Origin of the sequence: Peptoniphilus sp. (genome assembly GCF_022767005.1) — a bacterium.
Classification (GTDB): Bacteria; Bacillota; Clostridia; order Tissierellales; family Peptoniphilaceae; genus Peptoniphilus_A.
This window is the reverse complement of the sequence record NZ_JALEOV010000076.1, coordinates 21,050-41,987: the sequence shown is the minus strand read 5'-3', so window position 1 is coordinate 41,987 and position 20,938 is coordinate 21,050. Positions and strand designations below refer to the sequence as shown.

Here is a 20,938-nt window from a genome sequence, read left to right as displayed (position 1 = left end):
AGATGTTTTTAAAATCAGTTACTATGCAAGGATTTAAATCTTTTGCAAATAGAACAAAAATTGAATTAGATAAGACTACTACAGCAATAGTGGGACCTAATGGAAGTGGAAAAAGCAATATAACTGATGCTATTACATGGGTGCTGGGAGAAACTTCAGTTAAAAATCTTCGTGGAAACAAAATGGAAGATGTAATTTTTTCTGGAACGGATATAAAAAAACCACTTGGCCTTTGTGAAGTTACAATTGTTTTTGATAATAGCGACAAATCTTTAAACTTGCCCTTTAATGAAGTTTCTATTACAAGAAGAATGTATAGATCTCTTGAGAGTGAATTTTTAATAAATAATAAAAAGTGCAGACTTAAAGATATCAAAGAGCTTTTTATGGACACTGGTATTGGAAAAGATGGCTATTCTGTAATAGGACAAGGGAAAATTGAGTCTGTTTTGAGTTCAAAGCCTGAAGATAGAAGAAATATTTTCGAAGAGGCTGCTGGTATTTCTAAATATAAGTATAAAAAAGTTCAATCTACTAATAAACTTTTAAAAACTGAAGAAAATTTAGTTAGAATTGAAGATATTTTATCAGAAATTGTACTTCAAGAAGAAAATTTAAGAGTTCAAGCAGAAAAAGCCGAAGCGTACTTAAAAGATTACGAAATTTTAAAGATAAGTGACATAAACTTTTCTTGTAAAGAGATAAAAAAAATAGAAGAAGAAAAAAAAGAATTAGAAAAAAATTCTGAAAATTTAAAAAATGATTCTGAGATAATTTCTTTAGAGCGTGATAAATTATCTAATGAACTGGAACCACTAGAAAATGAAATATTAGAAATTTCAAACAAAAGCAATAATTCCAATGAATTATTAAATCAGCAAAAAGAAGAATACGATAAACTATATTTAGATATAAATCTACAAAGTGAAAAAATAAATTCACTAAAGAAGGATTCCAAGAGAATTGACTTAGAAAATGAGTCTCTAAATAAAAATATTATTTTGTTTAACGAGAATTTAGAAAGCTTAGCAAAGGACGAAGAGATTTTAAAAAAATCTAAAGATGAAATTACAAAAAAATTAGATGAAAAAAGTAAGATTATCGTAGAATTAGAAAAAGAATTTAAAAATTTAGAAGAAATTGGAAATTTAAATTTTGAAAATAAAAATAAAATAAAAAATGAAATTGAAAATATAAAGTTCAAAAATGAAACTTTAAAGGATATTATTGAGGAAAAAAATAATAGAAAGTTAAATTTAGAAAAAAATATTGAGAGTCTAAAACTTAATGAATCTGAATTTGAAAGGCTTATTGAAAAAGAGTCAAAGGAAGTCAACAGATTAAAGAGTATTCTTGAAAAAGATAGTTTAGAGTTTCAACAAACTGAAGAAAGGATAGAAAAACTTAAAGAAAACAATAAAAATCTCGAAGATAATTTGATTTTAAAAAACAATAATTTAAATGAGGTAATGGCTAGATTAAAAATACTGGAAAATATGGAATCAAATTATGAAGGATATAATAGAACTGTAAAATCCTTTATGAATTTTTCTTCAAGAAATAATATTTTTAAAGATACATTATATGGACCTGTTGCGGAAAAATTTTCTGTGGAGAAAAATTATGAAAAGGCGATCTCCGTAGCACTTGGGTCAATGGCTCAAAATATTATTGTATCTTCAACTAAAGAAACATCAGAGATGCTAAAAATACTTGAAAAAAATAAAATGGGAAGAGCAACTTTTTTGCCTCTTGATAGAGTAAATGGCAGCAAGGTAAAGATAAACACATCTGAAGATGGAATAATTGGTATTGCATGTGATTTAATAAAATTTGATGATTTATTTAGTGGAATATTTTATAACTTACTTGGCAGAGTTATTATTGCTGATAATTTTAAAAATGCTAGCAATATTTCAAAAAAATATAAATTAAAGGTAGTAACTCTAAAGGGTGAAGTTTTTAATCCTTCTGGAGCAATAACTGGCGGTAGTTTAAATACTTATAACAGTAGTTTTATTTTGCGTAAAAATGAAATCACTGAATTGCAGACTAAATCAAGGGAAATAAATTCTGAAATTAAAAAAATTGAAAAAGATAAAGACAAAGTTGAAAAGGATATTTTTGATTTAAATAGTTTAGCCAATGAATTTTTAGAAAAGCAAAAATCCTACAACTTAAAAATATCAGATATTGAAAAAAACATATACAAAAACAAAAATGATAAAGATTTAAATACAAATTATTTAAATAAATATGAAAAAGAGAGAGAAGATTTAGAAGAAAACATTAAACTTGATTTTTCAAATTTGAACAAAAATATTTTAGAAATTGAAAATAAAAATAAAATTTTAGATAATTTATTACTTGAAGTAGATAGTGATGCAAAACTTTCTGATTTGTCAAAAGAAATTGAAATATTAAAGAATGAAAAAATTGATATTCAACTTTTAGAAAAAGAAAATCACGAGAAATTACTTTATAATAATAGAGAAAGGGAAAGAATTAATTCTGAAATTTTTAACATTAAAGAAAAATTAAAAAATAATAAAAATTCCCTAGATGATGCAAATACAGATATTGACCTAAAAGCTAATTCAAATGAAGAAAATAAAATTAAACTATCTAATTTAAGTGAATCTATTGAAAATCTTAAAATTTCTATAAACAATTATAAGGAACTTTTGGAAGAAAAAAACAAAATTTATTTATGCAAAAAAGACAAATTAAGTGAGTTAAAAGAAAAATTACTAATTATCAATTCTGAGTTAGAAAAAATTAATTTAAAAGTTGATATAAATAAAAATAAAATATTAAATGAAACTATAAGGTTAAATGAAGAATATAATGTAGATGATTATAATGAGTACGTCGACGAAAGTCTTTTTGACGTAAAGGAAAGTTTTATAAAAAAACTTAAAAAAAAGGTAAGAGATTATGGTGAGGTAAATATTTCATCTATTGATGAACACAAGATTGTTAAAGAAAGACTTGATTTTTATACTACTCAAAGGGACGACCTTATTAAGTCAAAAGAAGAAATAAAATCTATTTTAAGTAAATTAGATTATGAAATGAAAAAAATATTTAGCGAAGCTATGAATGAAATTTCTACAAACTTTGCCGAAATATTTAAAATTTTATTTAATGGAGGTAGTGCTGAAATAAACATTGAAGGTGATTTGCTAAATTCTGGAATAGAAATCAAAGCTTCACCTCCAGGAAAGAGACTTCAGTCCCTTTCACTTCTTTCAGGTGGAGAAAAATCCCTTACTGCTGTGGCACTTTTATTTGCCTTGTTAAAGTATAGACCTGCATCTTTTTGCATTCTTGATGAAATTGATGCGGCTTTAGACGATGCAAATATCAAAAGATATGCTGATTATCTTTTAACTCTGGATGGAATTCAATTTATAATTATAACCCACAGAAAACTCACAATGGAGATTGCAAATACTATGTATGGTGTTACAATGGAAGAAAAGGGAATTAGTAAATTATACTCTGTAAAATTAAAGGATTAGGAGAAAATTATGTTTGATTGGTTAAAGGATAAATTTAAGAAAAAAGAAACTGATATTAAAGAAGAAATTCAAGAAACTGAAGAAAAAGTTTCTGAAAATATAATTCCAGATGATGACGCAAATAAAGTCATCACTGAAGACTTAGAAAAAAATTCTGTTTTAGATAAAGATGTTAAAGATGTTAAAGATATTGAGGAAAAATCTGCTAGTTATGAAAAAATCAGCGAATATTTATCTGAAAAAGTTTTTGAAGAAGAAAAATCTCATGAAGAAGAAAATAATGAATCTTTAGAAATAGAAAAAGAAGAAGCTGAAGAAAATATCATTGAAGATTTAAAAGATAATTTAGATACTAATAAAGAAAAGCTTGAAAATGTAGAAGTTGAAGAAAAACCTAATAAAATTGAAGAAGAAATAAATTCTTATGAAAAACCTGAATTTGATGAAGAAATAGTAAAAGAAGATTTAGTCCAAGAAGAAACAATAGAAGAAGAACTTACAGAAGAATCTAAAAAAACTTCACTTTTCCAAAGATTAAAAGAAGGCTTAGATAAAACTAGAAAAGAAGTTGGAATAAAAATCAACACAGTAATCGGAGCTTATGTAAAAATAGATGATGAAATGTTGGAAGACTTAGAAGATATTTTAATTTCGGCAGATGTTGGAATGGAAACTACAATGAAGTTAATTGATAACTTGCGTGAAACAATTATAAGAGAAAAAATTAAAGATCCTAAAGAAGTTAAACCTCTTTTAATGGAAGAGGCAAAAAAATTGATGAATCCAGAATTAAATACAAAAATAATTTCTGAAGCACCAGTTATAATTTTAGTTGTTGGAGTAAATGGAGTAGGAAAGACAACAACAATTGGCAAACTTTCACAAAGATTTAAAGGGGAAAATAAATCTGTTTTAGTTTGTGCAGCAGATACCTTTAGAGCAGCAGCCATTGATCAACTAAAAGAATGGGGAAATAGAGCAAATGTTGATGTAATTAGTCACGATGAAGGGTCTGATCCTGCAGCAGTTGTTTTTGATGCGATTGAAGCAGCAAAAGCTAGAAAAACAGACGTACTGATCGTGGATACGGCGGGAAGACTTCACAATAAATCAAATCTAATGAAGGAATTAGAAAAGATCAATAGAATTATAACTAATAAATACCCCGAAGCAAATCGTGAAAATTTATTAGTACTTGATTCAACAACTGGTCAAAATGCCATTAATCAAGCAAAAACTTTTAAGGAAGTTACTGATGTTACTGCAATTGCACTAACTAAACTTGACGGAACTGCAAAAGGCGGAGTTGTCATTGCACTTCAATCAGAACTTGGAATTCCAATTAAACTTATTGGAGTTGGCGAAGGCATAGACGACCTTCAAGATTTTAATATTGATACATTTTTAGAAACAATTTTTGGTTAAAAATATTTATTAAAGTAGGATTTTCCTACTTTTTTTTAACGAAAAATTTTATTTCCAAATATAAAAAATTATAACAATAATTTTAAGTGTGAATTTTAACAATTTAACATTTAAGGACTACTTATTCATTTAAGTTAAATTTTTAGTAATAAATTATTATCAAATAAAGGTATTTCCATTTATAAAAAATAATTAAAAAAAGTAAAAAATGTTATTGACATATTTGAAGGTATTAGCTAAAATAATAAAGGTCAAGTAAAAAGGTTGACCAGGCTAGAGAATGGTGATAAAATGAACGAAAAATTTTTTAGGATGAACAACTTACTTGATTTTTATGGAAATCTTCTTACTGAAAAGCAAAGAAAAGCCGCATTTATGTATTATGTCTATGACTGTACAATAAACGAGATATCATCAGAACTCAATATCTCAAAACAAGCGGTTTTTGATAATTTAAAAAGGGCAGAAAATAATTTAGAAGACTTTGAAAAAAAACTTGAATTAATAAAAAATGCAAAAAAAGAAGAAGATAATAAAGAGATAAAAAGAAGAGAAATTGAAACTATATTAGAAAGTATAGAAAAAGAATCTTTAAATGAAAATAACGATATGAAGTTTAAAGAGCTAAGAAAAATACTTTTTGACTAGGAGGTGAATTTTTGGTATTCGAAAGTTTATCTGATAAATTGCAAAGTACTTTGCAAAAATTAACAGGAAAAGGTAGATTATCCGAAAAAGATATTGACGCAGCTATGCGTGAAGTAAAACTTGCACTTCTTGAGGCTGATGTAAATTTTAAAGTTGTTAAAGACTTTGTGAAAACAGTTAAAGAGAGAGCTTTGGGAAAAGAAGTTTTAGAATCTCTTACTCCAGGCCAACAAGTTATTAAAATTGTAAATGAAGAACTCACAAGTTTAATGGGGACTAACGAAGTTAAAATTGACTTTTCAAAAAAGCCTACAGTTATAATGATGTGCGGACTTCAAGGTGCAGGTAAAACTACTACGAGTGGTAAACTTGCAAATAAATTAAAGAAAGACGGTAAAAGACCTCTTTTAGTTGCTTGTGATATTTATAGACCAGCAGCTATAAAACAGCTTCAAGTTGTTGGTAAATCAGTTGACACTCCAGTTTTCACAATGGGAGATAAGATTTCTCCAGTAGATATTTCTAAAGCAGCTCTTGAGCATGCTAAGAAAAATGGAAATGATGTAGTTATCATAGATACAGCTGGTAGGCTTCACATTGACGAAAAGCTAATGAAGGAGCTTCAAGATATTCATGAGGCACTTGAGCCTTCAGAAGTTCTTCTTGTGCTTGATGCAATGACTGGTCAAGATGCAGTAAATGTTGCCGACAAGTTTGACGATATGTTAAAGTTAACAGGTGTAATACTTACTAAACTTGATGGTGATGCTAGAGGTGGTGCTGCTCTATCAATTAGATCTGTTACTGATGTTCCTATTAAATTTATTGCCAGTGGTGAAAAGATGGATAATATTGAAGTCTTCCACCCAGATAGAATGGCTTCAAGAATACTTGGAATGGGAGATGTGCTCTCCTTAATTGAAAAAGCACAATCAGCTGTGGATGAAAAAAAAGCAAAAGAACTTGAAGAAAAACTTAGAAAGTCAACTTTTACTTTTGAAGACTTTTTAGATCAAATGCAGCAAATGAAGAATATAGGGCCACTTGAGGACATTATAGGAATGATACCTGGTATGAATAGTAAGGCTTTAAAGGGTATTAGCTTACCTGACAATGAATTTGCAAAAGTTGAGGCAATGATTCTTTCTATGACAAAAAAGGAAAGACAAAAGCCTGAAATCATAGATTCATCAAGAAGAAAAAGAATTGCAAAGGGTTCTGGAACTAGTCCAGCAGATGTGAATAAACTTATAAAACAGTTTAAAGACATGAGAAAGATGATGAAACAATTTGGAAATATGTCCAAAAGTATGGGAAAGAGAAAGTTTAAATTACCTTTTTCCTTTTAATGTAGCTTATATATTTTAATATATAAATTTTATTGTGGAGGTGAATAATTTGGCAGTTAAAATTAGACTTAGAAGAATGGGTACAAAGAAAAAACCCTTTTATAGAATAGTTGTAGCAGACTCTAGAAGTCCTAGAGATGGAAAATTCATCGAGGAGATTGGTTACTATAACCCACTAACAACTCCTAAAAAAGTTGTTGTAGACTCAGAAAAAGCAAATAATTGGATCAAAAATGGTGCAAAACCTACTGATACAGTTGACAGACTTTTCAGAGAAAATTCAGTATATAATGCTGGTGCAAACTCAAATAATACAGCAGAAGCAAGTGAATCAGAAGCTACTGAATAACAGTATGTTTGGAGGACCAAAATGGTTGAATTAATTGAATATATTGCTAAATCTTTAGTTGACGATCCTTCTTCAGTTGATGTAACAATGACGAGGAATGATAATTCAATTGATATTACTCTTAAAGTTGCATCAAATGATATGGGAAAAGTTATTGGCAAACAAGGTAGAATTGCTAAAGCAATAAGAGCAATCTTAAAAGCTGTTTCACTAAAAGAAGATGTAAAGGTTAATTTAGAAATTGAAGAATATTAAAGATTCAATTACGTGCATTGGAAAGATAATAAATACTCATGGTATTAAGGGTGAAATTAAAGTTGAGCCTTATACTTTTGATAACAAAAGATTTTCTGAATTAAAAAGCGTATTTGTAGGCGATGAATTAACGGAATTTTCTATTAAAAGAGTTAGAGTGAATAATTTTGTCTATATTACTTTTAATGGCTATGAAAATATTAATGATGTTCTCACATTAAAGGGCAAGTATATTTATATTAAAGATGAAGATAGACTAGCTTTAGATGAGAACCAATACTATATTTCTGATATAATTGGCAAAAAAGTTTATGATACTGAAAAAAATTATATAGGAATATTAAAAGAGGTATTAGAATATCCTGCTAATGATATTTTTATAATTGAAAGTGAAGATAAAAGTATTTATCAAATACCTGCAGTTAAGGAGTTTATTAAAAAAATAGATTCTACAATAACTATTAAATTAATAGAAGGAATGATTTTGTGAAAATAAGTGTTTTAACATTATTTCCCGAATTCATAAATAACATTAGAGATTTTTCTATTGTTGGAAGGGCTATCGGCGAAGGAAAATTAGATCTCGAAACTGTGGATATTAGAGATTTTGCTATAAACAAATATCTACAAGTAGACGATTACCCCTATGGCGGTGGACCAGGTATGCTAATGCAAATTAAGCCAATAGTAGAGGCAATAGAATCTGTAAAGACAAGTAACTCTAAAGTTTACTATATGTCTCCACAAGGAGAGGTTTTAAATCAAGATAAACTAAAGGAACTTAAAAGTGAAGAACACATAATACTTTTAAATGGCCATTACGAAGGTATTGATAATAGAGTCATTGAAAATTATGTAGATGAAGAAATTTCCATTGGCGATTATGTTTTAACTGGTGGAGAGCTGGCTTCTATGGTAATTATAGATGGTGTATCAAGGCTTCTTGATGGTGTTCTTGCAAGCGATGAGTCTTTTAAAGACGAGTCTCATTATAATGGTCTTTTAGAGTATCCACAATATACTAGGCCAAGAGAATTTAGAGGACTTGAAGTCCCTGATATTCTTTTAAGTGGAGATCATGAAAAAATAAGAAAATATAGGCTTAGAGAATCTATAAAAAATACTTTGCAGAAAAGACCAGATTTATTAAAAAATAAGATTTTAAATGATGAAGAAAAAGATATATTGAAAGATTTACTGGAAGGAGGTAAAGACAATGGACTATATTAAAGCTATTGAAGATGAACAATTAAATGAAAATTTACCTAAATTTAATGTTGGGGATACTGTAAGTGTTCACTATAAAATTATTGAAGGCGAAAGACAAAGAATCCAAGTATTTGATGGAACTGTAATAAAGATTCAAGGAAAAAGCTCTAGAAAAACTTTTACAGTAAGAAGAATTTCTTATGGTATTGGAGTTGAAAGAACTTTCCTACTTAACTCACCAAGAATTGCTGATCTTGTTGTTACAAGAAAAGGTAGGGTTAGACGTGCTAAACTTTACTATCTTAGAGATAGACAAGGTAAGGCTGCAAAAGTTAAAGAAAAGACTAATTACTAAGAGTGGGACTTTAAGTCCTATTTTTAGTATCTTTTATTTTGAGCAAATAAATTAGAGAGGTGATATAAATGAAAAAGATTTTTTTTGGAATTTTTTTGATTATTATTTTGGCGGCAGGTGCATTTTTATTTGTTGAAAATAGAGGAACTACTAAAATTTCAACTAAATACGATAAATTTAACTTTATAACAGAAGATAAAGACATTGACAAAGAAGATTTTTGCATAGAAGATGGCATGATTTATTTATCTCTTGATTACATAAAAGAATATTTAGATGAAAATATTTTTTATGATAAATCAACTGGAGAAGTAAAAATAAAAAATGAACATGCAAATAAAATTTTAAAGTTAAATGAATATAAGGCAAAATTCAATAGCGGAACAATAGATCTAAGAGCACCAGTTATTGAAAAAAATGGGAAGATTATGCTTCCAATCGAAACATTTATATACGATTACAATGTAAGCCTAAGATATAATAAAGATATTAGACTTTTGCTTTTAGATTATAGAGATAAAGAATACGATTTAACTAAGACTACAAAAGAAACTCTTTTGAGAGAAGATAGTTCTCGTAGAAGTCCAATTATCAAAAAACTCCCTCAGGGTGAAAAAATATATATATATGGCGAAAAAGGCAAATACTATAAAGTTAGAATGCCTGAAGGATATGCAGGCTATGTTTTAAAAGATGGTGTTGATGAAAATTTTGAAAAGTTCACTTTAGCATCTGCAACAAAAAACACATCTAAAAGTCCAATTAATTTAACGTGGGATTATACCTATGCAGAACATTCTGATGAAAAAGTTAATCAAATAGTTGGAATTAATGGTCTTGATGTAATTATCCCTACTTGGTTTTCCATTAGAAATGGAAATGGCGATATGATAGATAGGGGAAACCTAAATTATATAAAAAAATATAATGATTTAGGAATAAAAGTTTGGGCTTATTTGGATAATTCTTTTGATCCAGATATTACTCATGAAGCTTTGTCTAATAAGGAAACTCGCAAGAAAATCATAGATAAAACTTTAGAACTTTGTAGAAAGTATAATATGAAGGGTATAAACATTGATTTTGAGCATACGAGAAATGAAGACAGAGATAATATAACTGCTTTTGTAAAAGAGTTTAGAGAAAGTGCTGGAGAAGATTTTATCTTGACAGTTGATGTGACTCCGCAAATTTCTTCTGATGTTACTAAAGAACCTTATGATAGAAAGGCTCTAGCAGAAATTTCTGATTATATAGTAGTTATGGCTTATGATCAACACTGGGGTTCATCAGAAGAAGCAGGTTCCGTTGCTCAATATAAGTGGGTTGAAGGAAGTATAAATGTACTATTTAGAAGCGTTCCTAATAAAAAAATGATTTTAGGTGTTCCACTTTATACAAGATTATGGAAAGACTCTAATGGAAAAGTTACATCAAAAACAGTTTCTATGTCTGAAGTTTCAAATATTATTGTTTCTAAGAATTTAAAACCAATTTGGGACAAAGAGTCACAACAAAATTATGTTGAATATCAAGAAAATGGTTCAACTTATAAAATTTGGATTGAAGATGCAAATTCAATTGAGAAAAAAGTTTCTCTTGTAAATAAATATAATTTAGCTGGAGTTGGAAGTTGGAGACTTGGATTTGAGACTAAAAATATTTGGGATGTAATTTCTAAAGAATTAGAAAAGACAAACTGAAATTGACAATTTAGTTTTTTAAGTATAAAATTGAATAGTATTAAAATATAATTTTATTAGGATGTGTTTAAAATTTTACCAGATACACATAAAATTGTGGCAAAAATAGTCCACGATAGAATAAAAGATAAATATAATATCAACTTAAATTTAGATAAATTGCTTTGGGGGTCAATTGCTCCCGATGTTTTACCTTACTATAAGACAAAAAGACATTATTTTGATGAATCAGGAGATTATATAGCAAGGGAGATAAGTAGACTTATTTATTTTTCTAGATATTCTTATTCTGAGGGCAATGAAAGTAAATTATTTATTAATTATATTAGTAAAAAGTTGGGCATAATTATGCATTATCTTTGCGATTTTGTATGTTATCCTCATGCTTACAGAATGACTTTTGTTGAAAATCTAAGAAAACATGTTAAGTACGAACAAGATCTAGCTTTATATGCTAGAGAAAATAAGTATTTAGAAGAAAATTATAAGGAAGTAATTTCTTTAGAAAATATTAGAATTTTTGAAGATTTAGATTTAAGTCTTGATAAAAAAATTAAAAAGTATTTAGTTAATGTAATTGATGAGTATAAGAATTCAAACCACAGTTTTGATAATGATTTAAATTTTGCTTTAAATTTATCAACAAATATTTCTATTCTTGTTATTGAATCAATACTTGAATATAGCGGGGAATTTGATATACAATTTATTTAAGAAGTAAAATTCTTTCATTCAATAGAGTGAAAGAATTTTTATAGTTATGGAGGAAAAAGATGAGAAATAATTCTAGTGCTACAAAATTAGACCTTAGAGAAACACAAATAGCAATTAAGTCAGTGAAAGATTACTTTCAAAGGGATTTAGCAAATACTTTAAATTTACAAAGGGTTTCTGCACCTCTTTTTGTTAGACCTGAAACAGGACTTAATGATAACTTAAATGGAGAAAAAGCGGTAGATTTCAACTTAAAAAATTATGGTATAAATGTTGAGATTGTTCAATCTCTTGCAAAATGGAAGAGAAACGCTTTAAAAGAATATAATTTCAATAAGTATGAAGGTATTTATGCAGATATGAATGCCATAAGAGCAGAAGAAGAGCTTGATGAAATTCACTCATCTTATGTAGATCAATGGGACTGGGAAAAAATCATTGATAAAAGTGACAGAAATAAAGAGTATCTTTATTTAACTGTTAAAGAAATTTTTTCGGTTTTTAAGAGAACAGAAGAATATATTAATCAAACTTATCCATATATACTTTCTAAAAAGTTACCTGAAGAAATATTTTTTATAACATCACAAGAGTTAGAAGATTTATATCCATGGAAAAGTCCTAAGGAAAGAGAAAAATTAATTTGTAAAGACAAGGGAGCAGTTTTCATCATGGAAATTGGAGGAAACTTGAATTCTGGAGAACCTCATGATCTTAGAAGCCCAGATTACGATGATTGGAAGCTTAATGGAGATATCTTATTTTGGGATGAAGTTTTAGATAATTCTCTTGAAGTTTCTAGCATGGGAATTCGTGTAGATGAAAATTCTCTAAAAAGTCAATGCGAACTTGCAAATACAACAGACAGATTAAACTTAAAATATCACCAAGACATTTTAAACGCAAACCTTCCATATACAATTGGTGGAGGTATTGGTCAATCAAGAATTTGTATGTTTTTTCTTGAAAAAAGCCATATTGGAGAAGTACAAGTTGGAGTTTGGGACGAAAGTAATTTAAATTATTGTAGAGAAAATAAAATAAAATTATTATAATTTTAAGAAATTTACAAATTGGATACAAATCCTTCGGTATATGTAGTATAATAATTTTATATGATACCGGAGGATTTTTTTATGGACTTGGCACAAAAATTAATTCAGAAACCTATTAAAAGTGTTGCCTTTAAAGATATAAAAAAATACCTAATTGCAAACTTCTTATACAAGGGTGATTTGGATAGCATAAATATTTTGCTTAATTTATACAATGTTTATGAGTCAATCGAAAATATATATCCAAGATATGTTACTCTTGAAAATTTGAGAAAAGATATAATTAAAATCTATAGGCAAAAGGAAGGAATAGAACTTATTGCACAGAACCTTTCTAGTCTAATACACGATGATATCAATAGATTAGAGCTTTATTTATATTTAGAAGCTTATAGGCTTGGATTTAATTCCAAAAAACATATTAATATACTCGAAATAATTACATTGAAGTATCTAACTATTGATGAACTTTATAATAGAAAAAAACTTTTTCAATATGAATTTCAAAATGAGGAAGTTTTGTCTTTTAAAAAGTTGATTTTTAAAGAAATTAGAAAAGATAAGCAAATTAGGATTTTTATAAAAAATACACTTTCAGACGTTAAGAAAAAGTTGCTTAATGAAAAAATAAATAGTATAAATGATCATCTTGATTTACAACTTTCTTTCAAAAGTGAAAACGACGATGTTAAAATTAGGGAAGTAGATTCATATTTGACTGATTCTGAAATTATTACTCTAAACAATAAAATTTCTAAGTTTCTTTACATAGATGGATTTAGGATTTTTAGGAATGGTTTTTGGGATGGAGTTAACGATAGAGTTTTAAAGAGATACAAATAAGGATAGTTTTATACTATCCTTTTTAAAGTGGTGATAATTTGATAATAATGGGTATTGACCCTGGAATAGCAATAGTTGGATATGGTTTTTTAGAATTAAAAGGAAATTCATATAAAGTTATAGATTACGGTGCCATTACTACAATGTCTAAGGTTCCACTTGCAGATAGACTAAATTTAATTTATGAAGAAATGAATGAATTAATAGAAAAATATAAGCCTATTGATATTGCTTTTGAAGAACTGTTTTTTAATAAAAATGTCAAGACTGCAATTACAGTTGCTCAAGCTCGTGGAGTTGAAGTTTTGTCAGCAAAAAAGAGTGGTGCTGGTTTGTATGAATACACTCCCTTGCAAGTTAAACAAGCTCTTGTAGGATATGGTAGAGCTACGAAAACACAGGTACAAGAAATGGTTAAGATTATTTTAAATTTAAGTGAAATTCCAAAGCCTGACGATGTAGCCGATGCTCTTGCAGTTGCAATAACTCACGGAAGTTCAATTAAGTTTAAAGAAAGTTTTAGGATGATATAATGATAGAATTTTTAAAGGGTAAAGTACACTCAACAGATAGGGGATATTTAGTTCTTGAAGCTAATGGTATCGGTTATATAATTAACATGATTTCAAGAGAACTTCATACATTTTATAAAAATGAAGAAGTTTTTATAAATATTAGACTTATCTTAAGAGAAGATGCTGCAGTTTTATATGGATTTAAAGATAGTGAAACAAGAGATGCTTTTGATCTTTTGACCACAGTAACAGGAATTGGTCCAAAACTTGCCATGGGGATTTTAGATGGAGATGACGCATCAAATATCGCAAAGTATATTATATCAAAGGATGACAAAGCTCTTATGAAGCTTCCCGGTGTTGGGAAAAAAACAGCACAGAGAATAATTCTAGAATTAAAGGATAAAGTTGAAAAATTAAATTTAGATTTAAATTTTGAAACGGAATATGTTAATACATTTGATGAAAATGATGATCCAGCAGTTGAGGCACTTATCTCATTAGGTTATAATGTATATGACGCAAAAAAAGTTCTTGAAAAGATTGATATATCATTAGATATATCTGATAGAATAAGAGAAGCATTGAAATTAATGGGTTGATATTATGGATAAAAATAGATTAGTTGAACCAGCTTTTATAGATGGAGATACAAAAGAAATTAGCCTTAGACCTAAGTGGTTAAGCGAATACATTGGTCAGGAAAAAATTGTAGATAATTTAAAAATTTTTATAGAAGCTGCCAAAAATAGATCTGAGCCTCTTGATCACACTTTACTAAGTGGACCACCTGGACTTGGAAAAACCACTCTCGCTGGTATTATAGCAAATGAAATGGGCGTTAACTTAAAAGTTACATCGGGTCCTGCAATAGAAAAACAAGGCGATCTTGCCAGCATTCTTACAAATTTAAATAATGACGATGTACTATTTATTGATGAAATTCACAGATTAAATAAATCTGTTGAGGAAATTCTTTATCCTGCAATGGAAGATCATGCTCTGGACATAATTATAGGAAAGGGACCTTCAGCTAGATCAATTAGACTTGATCTTGCACCTTTTACACTAATAGGAGCAACTACAAGAGCAGGGATGCTAACTTCTCCACTTAGGGATAGATTTGGAGTAATGCTAAAGTTAGATTTATACGATACAAAATCTTTAGTAGAAATTATTATGAGATCTGCAAAAATCTTAAATATTCCAATTGAAAAAGAGGGAGCTATGGAAATAGCTAAAAGATCTCGTGGAACTCCAAGAATAGCTAATAGACTTTTAAAAAGAGTAAGAGATTATGCCGAAGTAAAAGAGGAAGGGGTAATAACCACAAAGGTGGCTATGAAAGGTTTGAATCTTTTAGAAATCGATAAGTATGGGTTAGATAATATTGACAGAAGAATAATTCTTACAATGATTGAAAAATTTTATGGACGACCTGTTGGAATTGATGCTATTTCGGCTGCTATTGGGGAAGATAAGGGAACAGTAGAAGATGTATATGAACCATATTTAATGCAAATTGGTTTTATTATTAGAACTCCTAGAGGAAGGGTTGCTACAAAAAGGGCTTACGACCATTTTGGAATAGAATATAAGGGTGATTAAAATGAAAAAAATTTTATTGTTAGCCATAATATTTATGTTATTACCAATTAACATTTTTGCTAAGGATAGTTATGATAAAATTGATATTAAAATTGGGAAATCTGTAAATGAAAAGGAAAATTTAAAGCTAAAATCTAAAAGTAATTTATTTATTATTACTTCAGATGACCAAGTTATAAATAAGACAAATAATAAAGAAATTGACATAATGTTTGATGGGAAAAATATTAATTTAAAGGGAAATAATTTTAAACTAGCAAATTTTCCTCAAGACGGAGCTTTCTTAATAGGTTCTGATTCTCCAATATATGTAGATAAAATAAAAAGAAATTATAGAGGAGCAATTTCATTTAGAGTTAATAATGGAAAATTAGATGTTGTGAACAATGTAAATATTGACGATTATTTAAGAGGAGTACTTCCTAAGGAAATGAGTCCAGAATTTCCAATGGAATCATTAAAGGCACAGGCTCTTTGCTCAAGGTCCTTTGCAATAAATAATTTCAACAAATATATAAAAAAAGGATATAATCTCGACGATACTACAAATTCCCAAGTTTATTACGGAAAAGATGTTGAAGAAAAATCAACGGATAAAGCTGTAGAAAGCACATTAGGAGAAGTAATTAAATACGATGGGAAAATTGCTGAAACAATTTTTTGTGCATCATCGGGTGGATATACAGTTTCGTCATCAGAAGCTTGGGGCGGAAATTTTGTACCATACTTAATATCAAAAGAAGATCCCTATTCAGTTTATCCATGGGAGTATACTATAAAAGATAGTGATTTAAAAAAATTAGATTTAACTGATATATTGGGAGTTAACTTAGATTCAACAAGTTCTAATAGGGTTAAAAATATTACGTTTAAAACATCTAAAGGAAATATTACATTAAAGGCCAATGATTTTCGAAATAAAATAGGAAATACAATAATTAAATCAACATTATTTGATATTAATTGTGATAATGGCAAAATAATTGTAAAGGGAAATGGATATGGTCATGGTGTTGGCATGAGCCAATATGGTGCTGTAGAAATGGCAAAAAAGGGCAGTAATTATAAGGATATTATTGAATTTTATTTCCCTGGCACAAATATTGAAAAGATAAAATAACAGAAAGGCAAAAATGAAAACAAAAGATTTTTATTACGACTTACCAAAGGAATTAATAGCACAACATCCTACTGAAAAAAGAGATCATTCGAGACTTCTTGTTTTAGACAAAAAAACTGGAGAAATGGAACACAAACATTTTTATGACATAATTGATTATCTTAATGAAGGGGATGTTTTAGTATTAAATGACACAAAGGTAATGCCTGCAAGAATTTATGGACATAGAGAAAATAAAGAGGAAAAAATTGAATTTCTACTTTTAAATAGAAAGGGAGATATATGGGAATGTTTATCTAAACCTGGAAAAAAAGCACAAATTGGAACTAAAATAATTTTTAGCGATAAACTGTCCGCAGAAGTAGTTGACATTTCTCGTGATGGATCTAGATTTTTAAAGTTTCAATATGATGGAATTTTCGAAGAAATTTTAGATGAGCTTGGTGAAATGCCGCTTCCTCCCTACATTACTGAAAAACTAAAAGACAAAGATAGATACCAAACTGTATATGCGAGAGAAGAAGGTTCAGCCGCAGCACCAACTGCAGGACTTCATTTTACAAAGGAACTTCTTCAAAAAGTTAAGGACAAAAAAGTAGAAATTTGTTACATTACACTTCATGTCGGTTTAGGAACATTTAGACCTGTAAAGGTTGAAAATATTGATGAACATGAAATGCATTCTGAATTTTATATTATGACTAAAGAAGTTGCAGAAAAAATAAACGCTGCAAAAAAAAGAGGGAATAGAGTAATTGCTGTTGGTACTACAAGTGTAAGAACTGTAGAATCTATTGCCGACGAAAGTGGAAAGGTTCATGAAAAAAGTGGTTTTACCAATATATTTATTTATCCACCATATAAGTTTAAGTGCGTTGATGCTCTTATAACAAATTTTCACTTGCCAGAATCCACTCTTTTAATGTTAGTGTCTTCGCTTTCTACAAGAGAAATTATTTTAAAAGCATACAAAGAAGCGGTGAAAGAAAGATACAGATTTTTCAGTTTTGGCGATGCGATGTTTATAAGGTAGGTAATATGTTTAAATTTGAGTTATTAAAAACTGCCAAGGATTCAAAGGCAAGGCTTGGCAAAATTACAACTAATCACGGAGAAATTGAGACTCCAATATTTATGCCAGTAGGCACGAGAGCAACTGTAAAGACAATGACTCCTGATGAGTTAAAAGAAATTGGTTCACAGATAATTCTTTCAAATACTTATCATTTATTTTTAAGACCAGGTACTGACATAATAGAAAAAGCTGGTGGACTTCATAAATTTATGAATTGGGACAAACCAATTCTTACAGATTCTGGTGGATTTCAAGTTTTTTCTCTCTCAGACAATAGAAAAATAACTGAAGAAGGGGTTCACTTCAGAAGTCATATCGATGGAAGTAAAATGTTTATATCTCCAGAAAAATCTATAGACATTCAAAATATTTTAGGTTCAGATATAATAATGGCATTTGATGAATGTGCACCCTATCCTGTAAGTCATGAGTATATAGACAATTCTATGAGAAGGACTCTTAGATGGGCAGAAAGGTGCAAAGAGCATCATAAGAATATAGATAATCAAACCCTTTTCGGAATAATTCAAGGGGGAATGTATAAAGACCTACGAGAAATTTCTGCTAGAGAAATGGTTGATATGGACTTTAAGGGATATTCTATTGGAGGTTTATCCGTTGGAGAGCCAATTGATCTTATGAATGATATTTTAGATTTCACAACCGATTTTATGCCAGAGAGTAAGCCAAGATATTTAATGGGAGTAGGTAGCCCAGATTATTTATTTGAGGCAGTTGAAAGAGGGGTCGATATGGCAGACTGTGTTCTTCCAACTAGAATTGCGAGAAATGGAACAGTTCTTACTCATAATGGTAAAATTGCAATAAAAAATGCTCTTTACAAAGAAGATTTTTCTGCACTTGATAAAGACTGTGATTGCTATACTTGCAGAAATTTTTCCAAGGCATATATTAGACATTTATTTAATGTAGATGAGATACTTGGAATGAGGCTTGCAACTATTCACAATTTATATTTTTTATTAAATATGATGAAAAATATTAGAGAGTCAATAAAGGGAGATTATTTTTTAGAATATAAAAATGATTTCTACAAGAAGTACGGTTATAAATAATTTCTTGTTAAGTCATACAATTAAATGTATAATGTAATTATTAATTATATTATAAGAAAGGGGTTAGTAATGAGTCAAAACGCAATGTTAAATTTTATTCCTTTAATATTGATGTTTGTTATTTTTTATTTTTTCTTAATAAGACCGCAAAAGAAAAAAGCAAATGAAATAAATGAAATGCGTGAAAATTTAAAAGTTGGAGATAAAGTAATAACAATCGGTGGAATAATTGGAAAAATTGTCCTTATTAAGGAAGATTACTTAGTTATTGAAACTTCATCAGATAATTCGAAAATTGAAATTATGAAGTGGGGAATCAATGGCACTTATAAAAAGAATTCAGAACTTAAAGATAGTGAAGAAGAATAGGAGAAATTATGAAACATATAAAAACACTTACAAATAAAAATCTTAAGAAAACCTATGAAAAAGGCGGATGTGGTGAATGTCAAACATCTTGTCAATCAGCTTGCAAAACTAGTTGCACAGTTGGAAATCAAAAATGTGAAAATTCTGAAAACTAAGGCAAGGGAAACCTTGCTTTTATTTTGTTAAAGAATGGTAAAGGAGTAAAGATGGTAGAAAGAATTCACAAATTTTATTTAAACGACAGGTACATAGTGCTTGATATTGCAAGTGGTTCTGTTCATGTTGTTGAAAAAATCGTATATGAAATGATTGATGATTATGAAAAAATGTCAAAAGATGAAGTCATAGAAAAATTTTCAAAAATTTATAACAAACAAGATGCCTTAGAAGCCTATGAAGAAATAGATTATTTAGTAAAGGAAGGTCTTCTATTTTCTGAAGACGAACATTTTAAACTTCCAAAATATAATCCACAAAATGTTGTAAAGGCTTTATGCCTTCATGTGGCTCATGATTGTAATTTAAGATGTAAATATTGTTTTGCTTCACAGGGGGATTTTAAGGGCGATAGAAGTTTAATGTCCTTTGAAACTGGTAAAAAAGCTTTGGATTTCTTAATAAAAAATTCTGGCAATAGAAAAAATCTTGAAGTGGACTTCTTCGGTGGCGAACCACTTATGAATTTTGACTTAGTAAAAAAACTTGTGGCTTATGGAAGAGAAGAAGAAAAAAAACATGGAAAACATTTCAGATTTACCATTACAACTAATGGAATGCTTTTAAATAAAGAAATTGAAGATTTCATAAATGAAAATATGGACAATGTTGTTCTTTCTATTGATGGAAGAAGAGAAGTAAACGACAGAATGCGTCCAACTATAAATGGAAAGAGTTCCTATGATGTAATAGTTCCTAAATTTAAAGAGCTTATCGATAAAAGAGGAGATAAAGATTACTTTATTAGAGGAACATTTACAAATGAGAATTTAGATTTCTCAGAAGATTTAAAGGATTTTTATTCTCATGGATTTAAAAAAACTTCTATTGAACCAGTAGTTACTGACGAAAAAGAAAGTTATGCTATAAGAGAAGAACATTTAGATAAAATTTTAAGTGAATACGAAAAGATGAGTAAAGATTACATCAGTATTAGAAAAAAGGATAAGGATTTTTCTTTCTTCCACTTTATAATTGATTTATCACAAGGACCTTGTATTGTTAAGAGAACTATTGGTTGTGGCGCTGGTTCAGAATATGTGGCAATTACTCCTCAAGGAGAAATTTATCCTTGTCACCAATTTGTTGGAGAAGAAGAATTTTTGCTAGGAAATGTTGACGATGGAATTTTAAATACTGATCTTAGAGATACTTTTAAAAACTCAAATGTTTATACTAATGAAGATTGTCCATCTTGTTGGGCAAGATATTATTGTTCAGGAGGATGTCACGCTAATGCCTATTATAGCAACAATGATATAAGTAAACCATACAAAGTTGGATGTGCAATGGAAAAGAAAAGGATTGAGTGTGCAATTTCAGTTTTAGCCAATGAAGAATAATTTAATTTGCGAACCCTTCGGGGTTCTTTTTTATTTTCATAAAACTAAGATAGTTCTGAGTTTTAATATATATCAACTTATAACACATAAATTTATAGTAATAAGCATAATCTAATATAGATGATTCAAATAGTTTTACCTAAATGATAATTTTTGATATAATTAAATTTATATGAAGTGGTGATTA

The 20,938-nt window shown here is 28.6% G+C and carries 22 protein-coding genes; all 22 read left to right on the top strand.

Going from position 1 to position 20,938, the window contains the following annotated elements; genetic code table 11:
- Positions 1-2: 2 nt before the first annotated feature.
- The 22 genes from smc (at position 3) to scfB (ending at position 20,751) form a co-directional block, all read left to right on the top strand.
- Positions 3-3,524 (top strand): chromosome segregation protein SMC, encoded by a 3,522-nt coding sequence (gene smc / locus MR285_RS06040; RefSeq protein ID WP_293559050.1) that lies wholly within the window; start codon positions 3-5, stop codon positions 3,522-3,524.
- 9 nt (positions 3,525-3,533) lie between these two features.
- Positions 3,534-4,949 carry a signal recognition particle-docking protein FtsY gene (ftsY, locus tag MR285_RS06035; RefSeq protein ID WP_293559048.1) on the top strand — a complete coding sequence of 472 codons (1,416 nt, stop codon included), beginning with the start codon at positions 3,534-3,536 and terminating at the stop codon, positions 4,947-4,949.
- A 291-nt stretch (positions 4,950-5,240) separates the two neighbouring features.
- Positions 5,241-5,597: a YlxM family DNA-binding protein gene (gene ylxM / locus MR285_RS06030; RefSeq protein ID WP_293559046.1), complete on the top strand. Its 357-nt coding sequence runs from the start codon at positions 5,241-5,243 to the stop codon at positions 5,595-5,597.
- Between the two features lie 11 nt (positions 5,598-5,608).
- A complete protein-coding gene (gene ffh / locus MR285_RS06025; RefSeq protein ID WP_293559044.1) occupies positions 5,609-6,946 on the top strand; it encodes a signal recognition particle protein in 1,338 nt (445 codons plus the stop codon).
- A 49-nt stretch (positions 6,947-6,995) separates the two neighbouring features.
- On the top strand, positions 6,996-7,295 hold the full coding sequence (rpsP, locus tag MR285_RS06020; protein WP_075659178.1) for a 30S ribosomal protein S16: 300 nt from the start codon (positions 6,996-6,998) through the stop codon (positions 7,293-7,295).
- Positions 7,296-7,316: 21 nt separating this feature from the next.
- Complete coding sequence (locus tag MR285_RS06015; protein ID WP_293559040.1) at positions 7,317-7,550, top strand: KH domain-containing protein; 234 nt, start codon at positions 7,317-7,319, stop codon at positions 7,548-7,550.
- Complete coding sequence (gene rimM, locus MR285_RS06010; protein WP_293559038.1) at positions 7,537-8,040, top strand: ribosome maturation factor RimM; 504 nt, start codon at positions 7,537-7,539, stop codon at positions 8,038-8,040. The genes MR285_RS06015 and rimM overlap by 14 nt, the downstream gene beginning before the upstream one ends.
- A complete protein-coding gene (trmD, locus tag MR285_RS06005) occupies positions 8,037-8,780 on the top strand; it encodes a tRNA (guanosine(37)-N1)-methyltransferase TrmD (protein ID WP_293559036.1) in 744 nt (247 codons plus the stop codon). Before rimM ends, trmD begins: the two co-directional genes overlap by 4 nt.
- Positions 8,767-9,114, top strand: coding sequence for a 50S ribosomal protein L19 (rplS, locus tag MR285_RS06000; RefSeq protein ID WP_293559034.1), 348 nt, complete (start codon positions 8,767-8,769; stop codon positions 9,112-9,114). The genes trmD and rplS overlap by 14 nt, the downstream gene beginning before the upstream one ends.
- 68 nt (positions 9,115-9,182) lie before the next feature.
- The gene (locus tag MR285_RS05995) at positions 9,183-10,817 is read left to right on the top strand and encodes a glycosyl hydrolase family 18 protein (RefSeq protein ID WP_293559032.1); all 1,635 of its coding nucleotides are present in this window, start codon (positions 9,183-9,185) and stop codon (positions 10,815-10,817) included.
- 63 nt (positions 10,818-10,880) lie between these two features.
- Positions 10,881-11,531 carry a zinc dependent phospholipase C family protein gene (locus tag MR285_RS05990; protein WP_293559030.1) on the top strand — a complete coding sequence of 217 codons (651 nt, stop codon included), beginning with the start codon at positions 10,881-10,883 and terminating at the stop codon, positions 11,529-11,531.
- 59 nt (positions 11,532-11,590) lie between these two features.
- Positions 11,591-12,586, top strand: a complete 996-nt coding sequence (asnA, locus tag MR285_RS05985; protein ID WP_293559028.1) for an aspartate--ammonia ligase — start codon at positions 11,591-11,593, stop codon at positions 12,584-12,586.
- Positions 12,587-12,667: 81 nt separating this feature from the next.
- Positions 12,668-13,429: a hypothetical protein gene (locus MR285_RS05980; protein WP_293559026.1), complete on the top strand. Its 762-nt coding sequence runs from the start codon at positions 12,668-12,670 to the stop codon at positions 13,427-13,429.
- A gap of 38 nt (positions 13,430-13,467) precedes the next feature.
- Entirely contained in the window at positions 13,468-13,962 is a 495-nt protein-coding gene (ruvC, locus tag MR285_RS05975; protein ID WP_293559024.1) for a crossover junction endodeoxyribonuclease RuvC, read from the top strand.
- Positions 13,962-14,546: a Holliday junction branch migration protein RuvA gene (ruvA, locus tag MR285_RS05970; RefSeq protein WP_293559022.1), complete on the top strand. Its 585-nt coding sequence runs from the start codon at positions 13,962-13,964 to the stop codon at positions 14,544-14,546. The genes ruvC and ruvA overlap by 1 nt, the downstream gene beginning before the upstream one ends.
- A gap of 4 nt (positions 14,547-14,550) precedes the next feature.
- Positions 14,551-15,552 carry a Holliday junction branch migration DNA helicase RuvB gene (ruvB, locus tag MR285_RS05965; protein ID WP_293559020.1) on the top strand — a complete coding sequence of 334 codons (1,002 nt, stop codon included), beginning with the start codon at positions 14,551-14,553 and terminating at the stop codon, positions 15,550-15,552.
- Between the two features lies 1 nt (position 15,553).
- Entirely contained in the window at positions 15,554-16,672 is a 1,119-nt protein-coding gene (locus MR285_RS05960) for a SpoIID/LytB domain-containing protein (RefSeq protein WP_293559018.1), read from the top strand.
- 13 nt (positions 16,673-16,685) lie between these two features.
- Positions 16,686-17,705 carry a tRNA preQ1(34) S-adenosylmethionine ribosyltransferase-isomerase QueA gene (gene queA / locus MR285_RS05955; RefSeq protein ID WP_293559016.1) on the top strand — a complete coding sequence of 340 codons (1,020 nt, stop codon included), beginning with the start codon at positions 16,686-16,688 and terminating at the stop codon, positions 17,703-17,705.
- A gap of 5 nt (positions 17,706-17,710) precedes the next feature.
- Positions 17,711-18,823, top strand: a complete 1,113-nt coding sequence (tgt, locus tag MR285_RS05950; RefSeq protein ID WP_293559014.1) for a tRNA guanosine(34) transglycosylase Tgt — start codon at positions 17,711-17,713, stop codon at positions 18,821-18,823.
- A 69-nt stretch (positions 18,824-18,892) separates the two neighbouring features.
- Complete coding sequence (gene yajC / locus MR285_RS05945; RefSeq protein WP_293559012.1) at positions 18,893-19,192, top strand: preprotein translocase subunit YajC; 300 nt, start codon at positions 18,893-18,895, stop codon at positions 19,190-19,192.
- Between the two features lie 8 nt (positions 19,193-19,200).
- On the top strand, positions 19,201-19,347 hold the full coding sequence (gene scfA, locus MR285_RS05940; RefSeq protein WP_010242317.1) for a six-cysteine ranthipeptide SCIFF: 147 nt from the start codon (positions 19,201-19,203) through the stop codon (positions 19,345-19,347).
- A gap of 51 nt (positions 19,348-19,398) precedes the next feature.
- Positions 19,399-20,751 (top strand): thioether cross-link-forming SCIFF peptide maturase, encoded by a 1,353-nt coding sequence (gene scfB / locus MR285_RS05935; RefSeq protein WP_293559007.1) that lies wholly within the window; start codon positions 19,399-19,401, stop codon positions 20,749-20,751.
- Positions 20,752-20,938 lie beyond the last annotated feature (187 nt).

Bases quoted from the DNA above. Each gene is read 5' to 3' on its own strand.
- smc (WP_293559050.1), top strand. From the start codon at position 3: ATGTTTTTAAAATCAGTTACTATGCAAGGATTTAAATCTTTTGCAAAT.
- ftsY (WP_293559048.1), top strand. From the start codon at position 3,534: ATGTTTGATTGGTTAAAGGATAAATTTAAGAAAAAAGAAACTGATATT.
- ylxM (WP_293559046.1), top strand. From the start codon at position 5,241: ATGAACGAAAAATTTTTTAGGATGAACAACTTACTTGATTTTTATGGA.
- MR285_RS06015 (WP_293559040.1), top strand. From the start codon at position 7,317: ATGGTTGAATTAATTGAATATATTGCTAAATCTTTAGTTGACGATCCT.
- rplS (WP_293559034.1), top strand. From the start codon at position 8,767: ATGGACTATATTAAAGCTATTGAAGATGAACAATTAAATGAAAATTTA.
- MR285_RS05995 (WP_293559032.1), top strand. From the start codon at position 9,183: ATGAAAAAGATTTTTTTTGGAATTTTTTTGATTATTATTTTGGCGGCA.
- asnA (WP_293559028.1), top strand. From the start codon at position 11,591: ATGAGAAATAATTCTAGTGCTACAAAATTAGACCTTAGAGAAACACAA.
- MR285_RS05980 (WP_293559026.1), top strand. From the start codon at position 12,668: ATGGACTTGGCACAAAAATTAATTCAGAAACCTATTAAAAGTGTTGCC.
- ruvA (WP_293559022.1), top strand. From the start codon at position 13,962: ATGATAGAATTTTTAAAGGGTAAAGTACACTCAACAGATAGGGGATAT.
- ruvB (WP_293559020.1), top strand. From the start codon at position 14,551: ATGGATAAAAATAGATTAGTTGAACCAGCTTTTATAGATGGAGATACA.
- MR285_RS05960 (WP_293559018.1), top strand. From the start codon at position 15,554: ATGAAAAAAATTTTATTGTTAGCCATAATATTTATGTTATTACCAATT.
- queA (WP_293559016.1), top strand. From the start codon at position 16,686: ATGAAAACAAAAGATTTTTATTACGACTTACCAAAGGAATTAATAGCA.
- tgt (WP_293559014.1), top strand. From the start codon at position 17,711: ATGTTTAAATTTGAGTTATTAAAAACTGCCAAGGATTCAAAGGCAAGG.
- yajC (WP_293559012.1), top strand. From the start codon at position 18,893: ATGAGTCAAAACGCAATGTTAAATTTTATTCCTTTAATATTGATGTTT.
- scfA (WP_010242317.1), top strand. From the start codon at position 19,201: ATGAAACATATAAAAACACTTACAAATAAAAATCTTAAGAAAACCTAT.
- scfB (WP_293559007.1), top strand. From the start codon at position 19,399: ATGGTAGAAAGAATTCACAAATTTTATTTAAACGACAGGTACATAGTG.